The sequence below is a fragment of the Candidatus Amarobacter glycogenicus genome, assembly GCF_016704105.1.
Lineage (GTDB): Bacteria > Chloroflexota > Dehalococcoidia > Tepidiformales > Tepidiformaceae > Amarobacter > Amarobacter glycogenicus.
The window spans coordinates 282,356-295,998 of sequence record NZ_JADJAT010000019.1; the positions used below are offsets into that span (position 1 = coordinate 282,356).

At 65.8% G+C, this 13,643-nt stretch carries 16 protein-coding genes; 10 read left to right on the plus strand and 6 right to left on the minus strand.

The window, feature by feature from the left end:
- From IPG14_RS12635 to IPG14_RS12655, 5 genes are all read left to right on the plus strand, one after another.
- A complete protein-coding gene (locus tag IPG14_RS12635) occupies positions 1–1,497 on the plus strand; it encodes a leucyl aminopeptidase (protein ID WP_343392061.1) in 1,497 nt (498 codons plus the stop codon).
- Between the two features lie 137 nt (positions 1,498–1,634).
- Entirely contained in the window at positions 1,635–3,572 is a 1,938-nt protein-coding gene (locus tag IPG14_RS12640; RefSeq protein ID WP_343392062.1) for a S9 family peptidase, read from the plus strand.
- Between the two features lie 100 nt (positions 3,573–3,672).
- Positions 3,673–4,215, plus strand: coding sequence for a GNAT family N-acetyltransferase (locus tag IPG14_RS12645; RefSeq protein ID WP_343385907.1), 543 nt, complete (start codon positions 3,673–3,675; stop codon positions 4,213–4,215).
- A 43-nt stretch (positions 4,216–4,258) separates the two neighbouring features.
- Positions 4,259–5,158: an enoyl-CoA hydratase-related protein gene (locus IPG14_RS12650; RefSeq protein WP_343385908.1), complete on the plus strand. Its 900-nt coding sequence runs from the start codon at positions 4,259–4,261 to the stop codon at positions 5,156–5,158.
- A 24-nt stretch (positions 5,159–5,182) separates the two neighbouring features.
- Positions 5,183–6,430 carry an amidohydrolase family protein gene (locus tag IPG14_RS12655; RefSeq protein WP_343385909.1) on the plus strand — a complete coding sequence of 416 codons (1,248 nt, stop codon included), beginning with the start codon at positions 5,183–5,185 and terminating at the stop codon, positions 6,428–6,430.
- Here the strand turns inward: IPG14_RS12655 and IPG14_RS12660 are convergent.
- The 3 genes from IPG14_RS12660 to IPG14_RS12670 are packed head-to-tail and all read right to left on the minus strand — an operon-like array spanning position 6,427 to position 8,150.
- Positions 6,427–7,524: a glycerate kinase gene (locus IPG14_RS12660; protein WP_343392063.1), complete on the minus strand. Its 1,098-nt coding sequence runs from the start codon at positions 7,522–7,524 to the stop codon at positions 6,427–6,429. The genes IPG14_RS12655 and IPG14_RS12660 overlap by 4 nt on opposite strands.
- Positions 7,525–7,528: 4 nt before the next feature.
- On the minus strand, positions 7,529–7,699 hold the full coding sequence (locus IPG14_RS12665) for a hypothetical protein (RefSeq protein ID WP_343385911.1): 171 nt from the start codon (positions 7,697–7,699) through the stop codon (positions 7,529–7,531).
- 52 nt (positions 7,700–7,751) lie between these two features.
- The gene (locus tag IPG14_RS12670) at positions 7,752–8,150 is read right to left on the minus strand and encodes a nuclear transport factor 2 family protein (RefSeq protein ID WP_343385912.1); all 399 of its coding nucleotides are present in this window, start codon (positions 8,148–8,150) and stop codon (positions 7,752–7,754) included.
- A gap of 99 nt (positions 8,151–8,249) precedes the next feature.
- On the opposite strand from IPG14_RS12670, the gene IPG14_RS12675 reads away from it, so the two are divergent.
- Positions 8,250–8,903 (plus strand): hypothetical protein, encoded by a 654-nt coding sequence (locus tag IPG14_RS12675; protein WP_343385913.1) that lies wholly within the window; start codon positions 8,250–8,252, stop codon positions 8,901–8,903.
- Between the two features lie 37 nt (positions 8,904–8,940).
- Here IPG14_RS12675 and IPG14_RS12680 read toward each other — a convergent pair whose 3' ends face one another.
- Complete coding sequence (locus IPG14_RS12680; RefSeq protein ID WP_343392064.1) at positions 8,941–9,387, minus strand: PaaI family thioesterase; 447 nt, start codon at positions 9,385–9,387, stop codon at positions 8,941–8,943.
- A 102-nt stretch (positions 9,388–9,489) separates the two neighbouring features.
- Here IPG14_RS12680 and IPG14_RS12685 point away from each other — a divergent pair, with 102 nt between their 5' ends.
- Positions 9,490–10,377, plus strand: a complete 888-nt coding sequence (locus IPG14_RS12685) for an acyl-CoA thioesterase domain-containing protein (RefSeq protein WP_343385915.1) — start codon at positions 9,490–9,492, stop codon at positions 10,375–10,377.
- 7 nt (positions 10,378–10,384) lie between these two features.
- On the opposite strand, the gene IPG14_RS12690 is transcribed toward IPG14_RS12685, so the two are convergent.
- Positions 10,385–10,771: a PaaI family thioesterase gene (locus tag IPG14_RS12690; RefSeq protein ID WP_343392065.1), complete on the minus strand. Its 387-nt coding sequence runs from the start codon at positions 10,769–10,771 to the stop codon at positions 10,385–10,387.
- A 77-nt stretch (positions 10,772–10,848) separates the two neighbouring features.
- Between IPG14_RS12690 and IPG14_RS12695 the strand changes: the two genes are divergently transcribed.
- Positions 10,849–12,378 carry a sulfatase-like hydrolase/transferase gene (locus IPG14_RS12695; protein ID WP_343392066.1) on the plus strand — a complete coding sequence of 510 codons (1,530 nt, stop codon included), beginning with the start codon at positions 10,849–10,851 and terminating at the stop codon, positions 12,376–12,378.
- A gap of 56 nt (positions 12,379–12,434) precedes the next feature.
- Here IPG14_RS12695 and IPG14_RS12700 read toward each other — a convergent pair whose 3' ends face one another.
- A complete protein-coding gene (locus IPG14_RS12700; protein ID WP_343385918.1) occupies positions 12,435–12,983 on the minus strand; it encodes a CvpA family protein in 549 nt (182 codons plus the stop codon).
- A 78-nt stretch (positions 12,984–13,061) separates the two neighbouring features.
- On the opposite strand from IPG14_RS12700, the gene IPG14_RS12705 reads away from it, so the two are divergent.
- Both IPG14_RS12705 and IPG14_RS12710 read left to right on the plus strand, forming a co-directional pair.
- The gene (locus IPG14_RS12705; protein WP_343385919.1) at positions 13,062–13,244 is read left to right on the plus strand and encodes a methytransferase partner Trm112; all 183 of its coding nucleotides are present in this window, start codon (positions 13,062–13,064) and stop codon (positions 13,242–13,244) included.
- Between the two features lie 51 nt (positions 13,245–13,295).
- The gene (locus tag IPG14_RS12710) at positions 13,296–13,595 is read left to right on the plus strand and encodes a hypothetical protein (protein WP_343385920.1); all 300 of its coding nucleotides are present in this window, start codon (positions 13,296–13,298) and stop codon (positions 13,593–13,595) included.
- Positions 13,596–13,643: the final 48 nt, after the last annotated feature.

The following is a 13,643-nucleotide window of genomic DNA, read 5'->3' on the forward strand; positions in this document are numbered from 1 at the left end:
TTGAACTTCGAAGTATCCAACGGCGACATCAGCAAGACGGCCGCCGACGCCATCGTTGTGAACCTGTTCGAGGGAGTGACTGCCCCGGGGGGCGCCACCGGCGCGGTCGACAAAGCGCTCGATGGTGCGATCTCGAAGCTCATCGCCCAGGGGGACATCCGCGGCAAGTCCGGCGAAATCACCACCATCCACACGTTCGGCAAGCTGAAATCCCCGCGCGTCGTGGTCGCCGGACTGGGGAAGCAAAAGGACTTCGATGTGGATGCCGTCCGGAACCTCTCGGCGAACCTGGTCCGTGCCCTGCGACGACCCGGGATAAAGACGGTGGCGACGATCGCCCACGGCGCCGGCATCGGTGGGCTGGAGCCGGAGGCCTGCGCCCAGGCCGTCGCAGAGGGCGCGATCCTCGGCAACTACCGTTTCCTGAAGCACAAGAAGGCCGAGGAAGACCGCGCCGAGATCACGACGGTCACCCTGGTCGAACATGATCCCGCCCAGGCAAAGGCGATGAGTACCGCGGCCGCGAAAGGCGTAACCATGGCCGAGGCGACGAACCTCGCCCGGGACCTGGCAAACGAACCATCGAACCACCTCACCCCCACCGGCATCGCCGCCATAGCCGCGGAGGTCGCGAGGAAGTACAAGCTCGAAATCGAAGTTCTTGAGCGGGATGAGATGGAGAAGAAGGGCATGGGGTCGTTCCTCTCCGTCGCGAAGGGAAGCGCCCAACCGCCGAAGATGATCAGGCTGGCGTACAAGGGCGGGAAGGGGAAGGGCTACGACCTCGCGCTGGTCGGCAAGGGCATCACTTTCGACACTGGCGGGATCAGCATCAAGCCGGCGGCGAACATGGAAGCAATGAAGGCCGATATGACGGGCGCGGCCTCCGTCATCGCTGCGATGGGGGCGATCGCCGGGCTCAAGCCGAAGCTCAATGTCGTGGCCATCGCTCCCTGCACCGAGAATATGCCGGGCGGCAATGCCACCAAGCCTGGCGACGTCGTGAGCGCCATGAATGGCCGCACGATCGAGGTGATCAACACGGACGCCGAAGGGCGGTTGGTCCTCGCCGACGGCCTCTGCTGGGCGAAGGAACTCGGCGCCGCCGCCATCGTCGATGTCGCGACACTGACCGGCGCCGTGACGACCGCACTCGGCGATGTCGCCTATGGCTTGATGACGAACAACGACGCTTTTTGTTCGAGGCTCGAAGCGGGGGCCGCAGCGGCCGGCGAGAAGACCTGGCGCCTCCCCATGTGGAAGGAGTACGACGAGTTCATCAAGAGCGACGTCGCCGACTGCAAGAACACCGGGACCCGCGGCGCGGGAACAATCGTCGGGGCGAAATTCCTGGAGCCGTTCGTTGGAGACACCCCCTGGGTCCACATGGACATTGCCGGCGTCGACATCATGTCGGGCGACAAGGGGTGGATAAGCAAGGGCGCGAGCGGCTACAGCGTCCGCGCGATGATCAACCTGGCACTCGCGATGGGGTAGGGCTGTCGGGGCCGCGGCTCTCCAGCGGCACTGCAAACGTGCGGCGCATCGATGCGGACAACCCGGGAAAGCCGGCCACTACTACCGGCGGTCGTGAATCTCCTCCACAATGCCGCATTCCCCAGCGGAGTGATGCCATGCGCCCAATGACCCCCGATGACCTCTACGCCATTCACTGGATGGGCGAAGCGGACATTTCGCCTGACGGCGAACGGGTCGCCTTCGTTGTCACGCGGATGGACCGTGAGACGGACGGCTACCGCTCAGCGATCTGGCTCGTCGACACCGGCGGCGGCGAGCCACGCCAGTTCACTGCGGGCGCAAGGCGCGATACCTCGCCCCGCTGGTCGCCCGATGGCTCGATGCTCGCGTTCGTCTCGGAGAGGGGCGAAGACAAGCCCCAACTCGCCGTCATGCCCGCGACGGGCGGCGAGTCCAGGCTGCTGGCGAAAATGCCGCTCGGCGCCGGTGTGCCGACGTGGTCGCCCGACGGCACACGGATCGCCCTGAGTGCGAAGACGGGCACACCGCCGGACCCGGACCCGAAGAAGGCGAAACCGTACCGGCGCATCGCCTCGATGAAGTACCGCCTGAACGGCCAGGGCTTCACCTACGATCAGCGCCGCCACATCTTCGTGGTGGAGGTAGCGACCGGCGCGGCGAGGCAGGTGACCGAAGGCGACTGGGACGACACCCAGCCGGCATGGTCGCCCGATGGACAGTCGCTTGCCTTCGTGTCTGCCCGGCACGCGGAGCGCGAGTTCGACAGTGCGAGCGACCTCTGGGTGGTCCCTGCAACCGGCGGGGAAGCGCGGCAGGTGACGACGACTTCCGGGGCGCGCGGTGCGCCTTCGTGGTCGCCCGATGGGGCAAAGATCGCGCACATCCACCACCCCGACTGGCCGGCGAACGGAACACTGAGGCTCATCGGGGTCGATGGGACCGGCGAGACGGACGCGTCCGGCGGGATCGATCGGGAGATGGGGGCCGGAGGACTCCCGGGGGCGGTCGCACAACCGAACTGGCTCAGAGGCGGCGCGATCCTCACCGTTGCCGCGGACCGGGGAGAGTCATCGCTCTGGTTGGCCGGGAGCGCCGCCGATGGGCGATGGGTGGCCAGGGAGCCGGCAATGACCGCCTGGTACTCGGTGGACCGGGCAGGCCTCCGGGCAGCCGTAGTCTCGAGCACGCAGCTCTCCCCGGCCGAACTCTCGGTCGTAAACCTGGAAACGGGCGCCAGGCGCCAGCTGACGCACTTCAACGCCGCGTGGCGCGACGAGGTCGGCCTCGCCTCAGCCGAGAAGTTCGTGGTCGGAACGGCGAGCGGGACCGAGGTCGACTGCTGGCTGATGAAGCCGCACGGATTCGAAAGCGGCAAGCAGTACCCGCTAATCCTGAATGTCCACGGCGGCCCGTTCGGCCAGTACGGGGAGACCTTCTTCGACGAGTTCCAGATCTACGCGGCGGCCGGCTACGGTGTCGTCTTTTGCAACCCGCGCGGAAGCTCCGGGCAGGACACCGGGTTCGCGCGCGCCCTGGTCGGCGACATGGGTGGCCCCGATTACCTGGACGTGATGGCGGCGTTCGATGCAGCCCTCGAACGGGCGTCGTGGGCCGACCGCGACCGGCTTGGTGTCATGGGCGGCTCCTACGGCGGGTTCATGACGACCTGGATCATCGGGCACACCACCCGCTTCAAAGCGGCGATCAGCGAACGCGCCGTCAACGATTGGTATTCGATGCAAGGCGCGAGCGACATCGGCGGGACGTTCAACCGGCAGTACCTGGGTCCGGACGCCACCATCCAGGACAACCTGGAGGCGGTGTTGCGCCAATCGCCGCTCACGTACGCGAAGCACATCGAGACGCCTGTCCTCATCCTCCACTCCGAGGTGGACCTGCGCTGCCCGATCTCCCAGGCGGAACAGCTCTTCGTCGTGCTCAAGCAACGGCGAAAGGATGTCGAATTCGTGCGCTTCCCGGATGAGGACCACGAACTGTCTCGCAACGGGCGCCCCAGCCACCGGGTCGACCGTTTCAACGTCATCCTCGACTACTGGAAGCGCAAGCTCTGAGCCTGCGGTGATAGGTGCGGCGGAGGCCGGGCATAGTTATCTGCAATTTGCAGATAGCCGTTCACGCCAAATGCGCGCGGCGTAACGGATACTGAGCGGGATGAGGGCCAAACCGCCCGGGGAGAAGATCGGGATGCTTCGCGATGGGCGCGAGGTGCGCATCCGGCCGATCGCTCCGGAAGACGCCGGTCACCTGATGGAGTTTCACTCGCGGCTCTCGGTGAACACCACCCGTTTGCGGTTCTTCACCCCGCTTCGCCGCCTCTCCCCGGAGTTCGCCCACCACCTGTGCACTGTGGACTTTAAGAAGCGTTGCGCGTTCGTCGTCTGCCTTCCGGGCGAAGACGAGATCCGCGGGGTTGGACGGTTCGAAGCCGAGTCCCGGCGCTCCGCCGAGGTGGCATTCGTTGTCGAAGACGCCATGCAAGGCCTGGGCATGGGCAAGCTGCTCCTCGACCGCCTCGTCGAACAGGCCCGCCGCTGTGGTTACGAACGGCTGACGGCGGTGGTGCTCTGCGAGAACGATTCGATGCTGACACTCTTCCGGGACTCGGCCTTCAGTCCGGAGATCACCGTAGAGGGCGACCAGGCGTTCGTGAAGATGGATATCGGCGGGACCACGCTCGGGGCCGCTGCCCGGTAGTCGTTCGACACGACCCCGTCCGTCGGGCCAGAATCCGGGCGCTATGCCCGACTACCTCGACATCCTGACCAGCAAGAACGACCGCCACGGCGTCATCCAGCTCAACCGGCCGGAGAAGATGAACGCCCTCAGCCACAACCTCCGCGCCGAACTCTTTAATGCTCTCAAGGATTTTGAGCTCGACCCTGAAGTGAAGGTCATCATCATCCGAGGCTCCGGCCGCGCTTTCAGCGCCGGCTACGACTTGAGCGGGATCTCCCAGGCCAACGACGACCGCGACTACGTCGAAAAGCGCAGCGGCCTTCCCAGCGTCGGACCAATTCACCCGGGCCAGGGCCAATGGCCGCAACATCTCCTGAGCGGGTACTGGCAGATCTGGGAGTTGACCAAGCCGGTCATCTCCCAGGTCCATGGCTATTGCCTTGCCGGAGGCACGGAACTGGCGACGATGTGCGACCTGATGTTCGTGGCTGAAGATGCCATCATCGGCTACCCGCCGGTCCGTGCGATGACCCCGGTCGACGTCCTCTATCACCCCTGGCAGATGCACCAGAAGAAGGTGCGCGAACTGCTTTACACGGGCGACAGCGTGACCGGGAAGGAAGCCGTCGAGATCGGTTGGGCGAACCGGGCGGTACCTGTCGACCAGCTGTGCAAGGTCACCGAAGCTTTTGCCGAGCGCATCGCCAACATCGATAGCCCGATGCTCCAGATGACCAAGCGCCAGGTGAACCGGGCATACGAGATCATGGGCATGCGGACTTCGATGCAGGTGGGCGCCGACATCCAGGAGCTTGGCCGGGCCCGGCCCGGGGGAGGTACATTCGGCAGAATGTCCCGCGAAAAAGGGTTGAAAGCCGCGCTCGACTGGCGTGACAGCCCGTTTGAGGACTACGCCAGTGCGCCTGCCGGTTCGCCGAAGCCGAGCGGAGCAACCTGGTAGCAGGACGGCCAATCAGGAGGACGTATGACTCTCGCAATCCAGTGCGGCAGACTCATCGACGGCAGCGGCCGGGACCCCGTCCGCGGGGCCGTGGTCATCATCGAGGGCGACACCATCACCGAAGTGCGCGAGTCCGGTGGCATACCGAACGGCGCCCAGGTGATCGACGCCTCGGGGCTGACGGTGATGCCCGGGATGATCGACTGCCACGTCCACCTGACTTCGAGCCCGCCGAAGACCATGGAGCAACGTCTGGCGACACCGTTCAGTCTCACGGTTGCGGAGGCCCTCGGGAATGCGAGGAAGACCCTCGACTCGGGATTCACGAGCGTCCGGGACGCTGGCGGCACGCCGCGCGGCGTGAAGATGGCTATCGAACAGGGGCTCTTCCCCGGACCCCGGATGCGAATCGCCGTCAGCGCCATCAGCCAGACCGGCGGACACGGCGACGCCACGATGCCGAACGGCGTGCGCATCCGCGTGCCGAACGCCGAGCTGCCCGAGAACCTCGTCGATGGGCCGGAAAGCGCGCGTAAGACAGCTCGCGAGATCCTTCGCGCTGGCGCCGACCAGATCAAGATCATGACCAGCGGGGGCGTGCTTTCTCCCAACGACGAGCCCGGGGCGACCGGCATGACCCGCGAGGAGATCCGGGCCGTCGTTTACGAGGCGCACGCCGCTCACAAGACCGTGATGTCGCACGCCCAGGCGACACAGGGCATCCTCAACGCCGTCCTCGAAGGCGTCGAGTCCATAGAGCACGGGATCTACCTGGACGAGCGCACCATCGCGGAGATGAAAGCGCGAGGGACCTTTCTCGTGGCGACACTGGTCGCGCCCGTCTGGGTGCTCCGTCTGGCCGAGCGGAACCCCGGTTCCATGCCCGCCTACGGCGTCCGAAAATCGAAGGAAGTCCTCGAATCCCACCAGGCGAGCTTCCGTTACGCGGTCGAGCAGGGCGTCCGCATCGCGATGGGCACCGACATGGGGGTGGGTCCGCATGGGCCGAACGCCGAGGAACTCGAATTGATGGTGCAGCACGGGATGACACCCATGCAGGCGATCGTCGCCGCCACTGCGACCGCGGCCGAATGCTCGCGACTGGGGAAAGTGACGGGGACCATCACTCCCGGGTTGCGGGCCGACATCCTGGCCGTGGAGGGGGACCCCCTCGCCGATATCAAAGTCCTCCAGGATGCCGCGAAGTTGCGGGTCATCATGAAGGACGGCGCCGCGCACAAGAACGACCTTGGCCCGGCGGCATCGGCTTAGAGCGTTGCCGCCCAGCCGGCAGCGACCCTCTTGAGCAGCTCCGGAGCTTGTGCCAACGACGCCACGGGGTCGGGTTCGATGTTCGTGATGGTCCTGACCTCCACCCCGCCCGTAGAGAGGCTGGACCCGGCGAAGACGACAACCGGCTTCCCCGCGGTCCGGGCCGCCTCGATGACCCGACCGGTGACCTTTCCCCGGGTGGACTGGCTATCGAACCGGCCTTCGCCGGTGACCACAACGTCGGCCTCTGCGAGGCGGTGGTTGAACCCGGTGGTCGCCGCGACGAGGTCAAACCCGCTTTGCATGCGGGCGCCGAGGAACACGGCCAGCCCGGCCGCCAGCCCGCCGGCGGCGCCCCCGCCCGGGACATTCGCAGCGTCGACTCCGAAGTGACGGCGGAGTACCCGGGCGTACCGAAAGAGCGCCGCTTCGAGCTGGTCGACCTGTGCGGGTGTAGCGCCCTTCTGTGGCCCGTAAACGCGGGCGGCGCCGTCCGGGCCGCAGAGTGGATTCGAAACGTCCGTGGCGACCAGCAACTCGATGCCACGGAGGACGGTCGGCGGCTGCCAGTCGATGCGCTCCAGATCTGCCAGGGCCGCACCCCCACGGGGGAGAACGTTGCCGGCTCCATCGAGGAACCGGGCGCCCATGGCTCGCGCCATCCCGGCGCCGCCATCGGTCGTGGCGCTGCCGCCAACACCGATGATGATCCGCGGCGGCTCGGCCTTCGCGGCATCGAGGATCAATTCGCCAACCCCGAATGTGTCGGCATGCAACGGGTCGAGTTCGCCCGGCTTCACATGGAGGAGTCCGTTCGCCTGGGCTGCCTCGATGACGATCTCGCCGGTCGCCCGAATTCGGACGTAGCGCGCGAGCACCTTGCGGCCGAGGGCGTCCTCGACCACCGCCGCCATCGTGTCGGCCTTCACGGCGCGGCGCATCGCGTCCAGGAGCCCGGGTCCCCCGTCGGACATCGGCAGGCTATCGAGGGTCCAGTCAGGGTGGACAGAGCGGATGCCGGAGGCGATCGCGGCGGCAGCCTCATCGGCGGCGAGACTGCCCTTGAACTCCTGGGGCGCGATCAGTATCCGCATGGCATCACCCGGAGTAGAGACGCCAGGCGGCGAGCAGGACGACAGCGATGACGTAAGCCCAGCCAACTTTTGCGATGAAGCGAAGGCGGCTCTTCGCCCGGCGGTCTCGGAAGACCACGGCCATCACAACGGTGATGACGAAGAACACCACCAGGGCGAGGAGCACGAACTTCATGGCAGGGGGCGCCTAAAGCGGCGCACGAACAGACGACGCGTCATTTGGTGGCTCAGGAGTCGCCGACAGCGGCGCGCTTCGTGAAAAGCCACGCACCATCGGCGCCCCTCGCGAGCTCGTCCTTGTAGATGGCGGTGGTCAGGATCGAAGCGGGCGGCTGCTCGCCCGGCGTGAGCCGGTACAGGACCAGGTAGCAAGAACCCGTGGCTTCGCCGGCGCTGCCTTCGAGCACCAGGTTGTTGGTCCAGTGCCGCAGCTTGAAGCGCCTGGCGAGCGAGTTGCCGAATCCGGTGAGCGCCTCAGTGCCGGTGAACGTGCCGGAGGCTGAAACGAAGGTCGCGTCGGGAGTGAAGGTGGCTGCCCAGGCAACACCGTCGCCGGAGTCGATCGCGTGGTTGTACTTCGCGTAGAGCTGCTGAATCGCCAGCTGGTCTTCAACGCTGAGGGCCATGGGGTGGTTCCTTCCTGGCAGCGGCCGGAGGCCGGTCTCACGCCGTGCTTACCAAGCTTTGGCGTACGATATGGCAATCCAGCCCCAAGGACATCATCGATGGCGTTTCGCGTAATAGCCCTGGCCCTGGTGGGTGCAGTGCTGCTTTCGGCCTGCGACCAGGGAACGGATTACGACTCCAACCGGGGCGATGATGCGTACGACCTCGAGGCCATGGCCCTCCAGGCGAGCGACCTGCCCGCCAACTTCGAGCAGGCGCCGGGCTATTCGTTCGGGCCGGAGGAATGGGCTGAGATCTTCGGCAGCGACGACCCGGAAGCGACCGTGCGCCAGCTTGAAGCCCAGGGGTGGCTGAAGAACTGGGTGACGGAAGCGACCCCGCCACAGTTCGGCGCCGTCCTCAATATCCGCTCGGTCTCAACGCTCTACACGAACGAAGGCTCGGCGAAGGAATCCACCGAACGCTTCGCCTGCGGGCTGCCTCTTTCGCTCAACGTCCAGCTGGACCCCTTCATCGTGCCGGACATCGCCGACCAATCGAACGGCTTCTTCGTCGAAGAAGAGATCGACGGCTCCGGTACAACGCTGGTCTATACGACGGTCTGCTTCCGCACGGGGCGCATCGTCCACGTGGTCCAACAGGCGAGCCTGCCCGGGATCGAGGACATTGGCGCCGCGCTCCGGAGCGCCGACAAGATGCTGAAGCGTGTGGACGCGGCGTTCGCCGACCAAGAGGACGACGGGGCAGGCTAAGCGCCTCGTCCCGACTGCCGTCCAATACGGAAACGTGCTAAGGCGACATCTCAGCCGGCCGCTGCCGGATCACGTAAATCGCGCGACCCTTCGAGCAAAGCCGCCCGGCGTCATCCGTGATGGTCACTTCGGTCACTGCGAGGGTTTTCCCCTTACGCAAGACGGTGGCCTCGGCGATGGCTCTCGTCCCATGCACCGGCCGCATGTAGGTGATATTGAGATCCGCGGTACCGGCGGGTTCATCCGATGGGGCGAGGGCCGGGATGACGGCCTCCAGCATCGCGATATCCACCAGGGCAGCGAGCAGGCCGCCGTGGACGCTCCCGCCTATCCCCCCAAGGGTGACCGGGCCGGTCTCCATCACAACACGGGCGAAGCCGGCCCGGACGTCTTCGAGCGTGAGGCCAAGCTGGCGATAGAGGGGCAGCGCGGCGAAGCGCTCGCGTTGCTGCTCGATGGTCTGTCCGCGAGGGCGAGGGTTCATGCGATGCGGATTCTAGCTTGGGAAAGCGGCAGGGGCGCGGCCAACATAGGCCGTGGGCGGCAGATGGAGGACTGGGCGGCGAGGACTTCGTAACCTAGTGGCATGACAGAACCAACTTCGCAATTCACGCCCCAGGAAGCGATCACCGACTGGGTGCGCCAGATCGACGTGCGGCCTACGGACTATGACAACTTCCGGGGCGATGTCGACCAGCAGGAAGGGCGCCTCTTCGGGGGGCTTGTGCTGGCACAGTCGCTCGTCGCGGCAGGGCGGACCGTCAGCTTCGGGAACGTCCACTCGCTCCACGCCTACTTCCTCCGTGCCGGTCAGTCGAAGGAGCCGATCGACTACTCGGTCGAACGCATCCGGGAGGGGCGCAATTTCCTGACGCGGAGAGTGACGGCGCACCAGGCAGGCCACACGATCTTCGAGACCTCGATCAGCTTCGTCGGGCCTGAGGACGGCGTTTCGCACCAGGCGCCGATGCCCGAGGCGCCAGACCCGGAAACCTGCCAGCCGTGGTGGGTGACCATCGCCGAGCCACGCATGGCTGCGGCAAGCGCCGCCGTGACCAGCCGGATGGCCCGCCGCTGGAACAACCCTGTAGACCTCCGGGCCGCCGCCCAGCCGACGCGCGAAGACGACGGGAGCGGCCGGCTGCCTTCGCGGATGGTCTGGGGCAGGATGATGGCAGCCCTCCCGCCGGACCCGCTTATCCATGCCGCGGCCATGGTATTCCTCAGCGATAGCGGCCTCGTCGCGACGGTCGCGCACCATTACGGGATCTGGATGCCGGGCGGCTCTTCGGCAAGTCTGGACCACACCATGTGGTTCCACCGCCCGCCAAGCTTCGATGACTGGATCCTCTACGTCAGCGAGAGCCCGGCCGCCCATTCGGCCCGCGGCCTCATCATCGCGGGCATGTACAACCGCAAGGGCGAACGGGTGGCGAGCGTCGCCCAGGAAGGGCTCTTCAGGAAGCCGAAGTAGGGCGGCGTTACGCCGGGAAGATGGCGAAGGTGCCCAGCGCCTTCGCGATCAGCCGCTCTCCCGCGCGCACCTCGGATTCGAGGACAGCGATCCGCTTTCCCTTGTGGAGCAGCTTCGTCTCGCACTCGACTGTGCCTTCGCGGACCGACGCCATGTAGACCATCTTCACCTCGATGGTCGCGCAGGACTCGTCTTCGCTGAGGCGCGAATAGAGCGCGCCGCCCATGCTGGTGTCGGCCATCGAGTACAACACACCCCCATGGACGACGCCGTGGGGATTCATGTGGTCTTCCGTGAGCACGATGCGGGCGCGGCTATAGCCATCGCCTCGTTCGTAGATATCGAGGCCGATGAGCAGCTGGTAACCCATCGGGGGCCTGGATTCACGTGCCATCGCGACGCATCGTACAGCGCCATGAACCGTCCGCGAATCCTCATCCCCGGGCTTCCTCACACGAGTAGACTCCTGGCATGGAAGCCGAATCCGCCGCCGCCCCGTCCCGCCCGAAGAACGCCGTCGTCATCCTCCTCGACAGCCTGAACCGGCACATGCTCGGTTCGTACGGCGGGAAGGAGTTTGCGACTCCGAATCTCGACGCCTTCGCGGCCGGGGCTATCCAGTTCGAGAAGCACTATGCAGGCTCCCTGCCCTGCATGCCCGCGCGCCACGACATCCTCTGCGGCGCCCTCGACTTTCTCTGGCGCCCCTGGGGCTCGATCGAGATTTGGGAGGATGCGATCACCCGCCACCTGCACAAGGCCGGGGTCGTTTCCCAGCTGATCTCGGACCATCCGCACCTCTTCGAGATGGGAGGAGAGAACTACCACGCGGACTTCAGCGCGTGGGACTACCAACGCGGACACGAAGGCGATCTCTGGAAGACACGTCCCGACACGACCTGGATGGGGGCGCCGGGCTTCGGGAGGCCCTGGCAGCCATACGACAATTCGCGCGGCTACTTCCGCGAAGAGTCCGACTTCCCTGGCCCAAAGACGATGGCCGCGGCGGCGAAGTGGGTGGACGAAAACGCCGGCTATCACGACCGTTTCTTCCTTTTCATCGACGAGTTCGACCCGCACGAGCCCTTCGATACCCCGGAGCCGTACGCGAAGCTGTACGACGATACGTGGGAAGGCCCCCACCTGATCTGGCCGCCGTACCATGCCGCGGCACAGCGCAAAGGCATCCTCACCGAGCGGCAGGCATTCCAGGTGCGCAGCCAGTACGGCGGCAAACTCACCATGATCGATCACTGGTTCGGCAAGGTGATGGAGTCACTCGAGCGCAACGGTGTCCTCGAAGACACGGCCGTCATCGTCTGCACCGACCACGGCCACTATCTCGGCGAACGCGATATCTGGGGGAAGCCGGCCGTCCCGGTCTACGAGCCACTCGGGCATATCCCGCTCATGATCCGCTGGCCGGGAATCGAGCCTTCGGTGAGCAACGCGCTGACGACCAGCGTCGACATCTTCGCGACGCTATGCGACCTCTTCGGGATAGAGCCCGAGCATCGGACGCACGGCAAGTCGCTCATCCCGCTCGTGACGGGCGCGGCGAAGAGCGTGCGCGAGTGGGCGCTCCTCGGAGTCTGGGGCCGCGAAGTCCACATCGTCGACAACGAGGCGAAGTACGCCCGCGCCCCCGAGAACGGGAACTTCCCAATCTCGATGTGGAGCAACCGCTGGTCGACAATGCCGGTGCATATCCCGAACCCGCCGCCCAACCTCCCGAGACCGGACGAGCGGGCGTTCCTGGACCGAATGCCCGGCACGCGGGTGCCCGTCATCCGGCAGCCGTTCCAACCAGGCGACATGTTGCCCCACTGGGCGAGCACCAGGTTCACCGGCAATTACCTATACCGCCCGGGTCAGGACCCGGACGAAGAAGAGAACCTGGTGGGCCGAAGCCTCGAACGCGAAATGGCCGACAAGCTCCGCCAGGCCCTGCTCTCGATCGAGGCGCCGGACGACACGTTCATTCGGTTTGGCTTGAGCTAGGGTGAACGAGGGGTTCGCCTCTCGGGATTCGATGGATAGGGTTGTCGGCGGCCCGGCTACTGCGCCGGTGTTTCGGTGCCGATGGCGTCGTCGAGCGTCTTTATGTGTTCTTCGAAGAGGTCGATGCCTTCGTCGAACGTGCTCGGCAGGAAAGCGAGCACCGTGGGTGCGCTGTCGAGCAGGCGCTGCGCGACCTGGGACCCATCGATGTCCTCGCGCAGATCGGGGCGCGGGTACGTGACGAGGGCGATGAGCAACACCTGTGCCACGACGACCGCCTTGAAGAAGCCGAAGGCGGCCCCGGCAAGCCGGTCGAGCACGCCGAGATTCAGGATTTCGGCGGTGCGCTTTAGCATGTGGGCCGCGACCTGGCCGCCGATAATGACGCCGATGAGAATCGCGAGGAACGAAACGAGCGCCGCGAAGTCTTCGTTTCGGACGATAGGCTCCACCTTCGGGAACAGGTCGTCGTAGAAGATCCCGGCGAGCGGGATCGCCAGGATAACCGAAGCGATCGAGACGAGTTCCCGGATAAATCCGTTGCTGTAGCCGCGATATGCCGAGAACCCAATTGCGCCGAGAAGGACGATGTCGAGCCAGTTCACGTTGGCGTCAGTTTGGCGGCGGAACGCCAAGGCTCAAGCGACTGTTTCGCGTTTGGCCCGGCGCGGTACCATGCTGACATGCAACAGCAGCTGATGGAGATCCTTGTTTGCCCCATGTGCAAGGGCGACCTGGAGTTGAAGGTCGAAAAGGAAGAGGGCGGCGAAATCGTGACTGGCACGATCGTCTGCAAGGAGTGCCGCGAGCGCTATCCCATCGAGGACGGCATCCCGAACATGCTGCCGCCCGACCAGCGAGGCTGAACCTTTGGACCTCAACCCCCGGGACTTCGCAGGAACGCTGGCCTGCCTCGCATGAGCGAACACGAGCACGAACACGAACTTGGCGAGGGGCACGGCGCGCCGGGAGTCCCCCACGAACCCGCACCGCGGGAACAACGCCGGCTGATCGCCGAACCTCCGTTGCTTGGGCGGGGCCTCGGGCTCGGCCTGGTGGCAGTGGGCGCGGGCTGGCTAGCCGTCTCGATGGTTCGAGCGAACGCCCTGCTCGTCCCCCTCGCGGCTGCCGTGGGCACGGTGAGCGTCCTCGCTGGCTGGGCCGCCGCCGTCCACGTGACCGGCGGTGAGAAGTTCGACGACCACCCGTTCGTTTAGTCACCTCCCACAACGCACTCGCCGCTTCTGACGGAAAGCCAGAAGCCC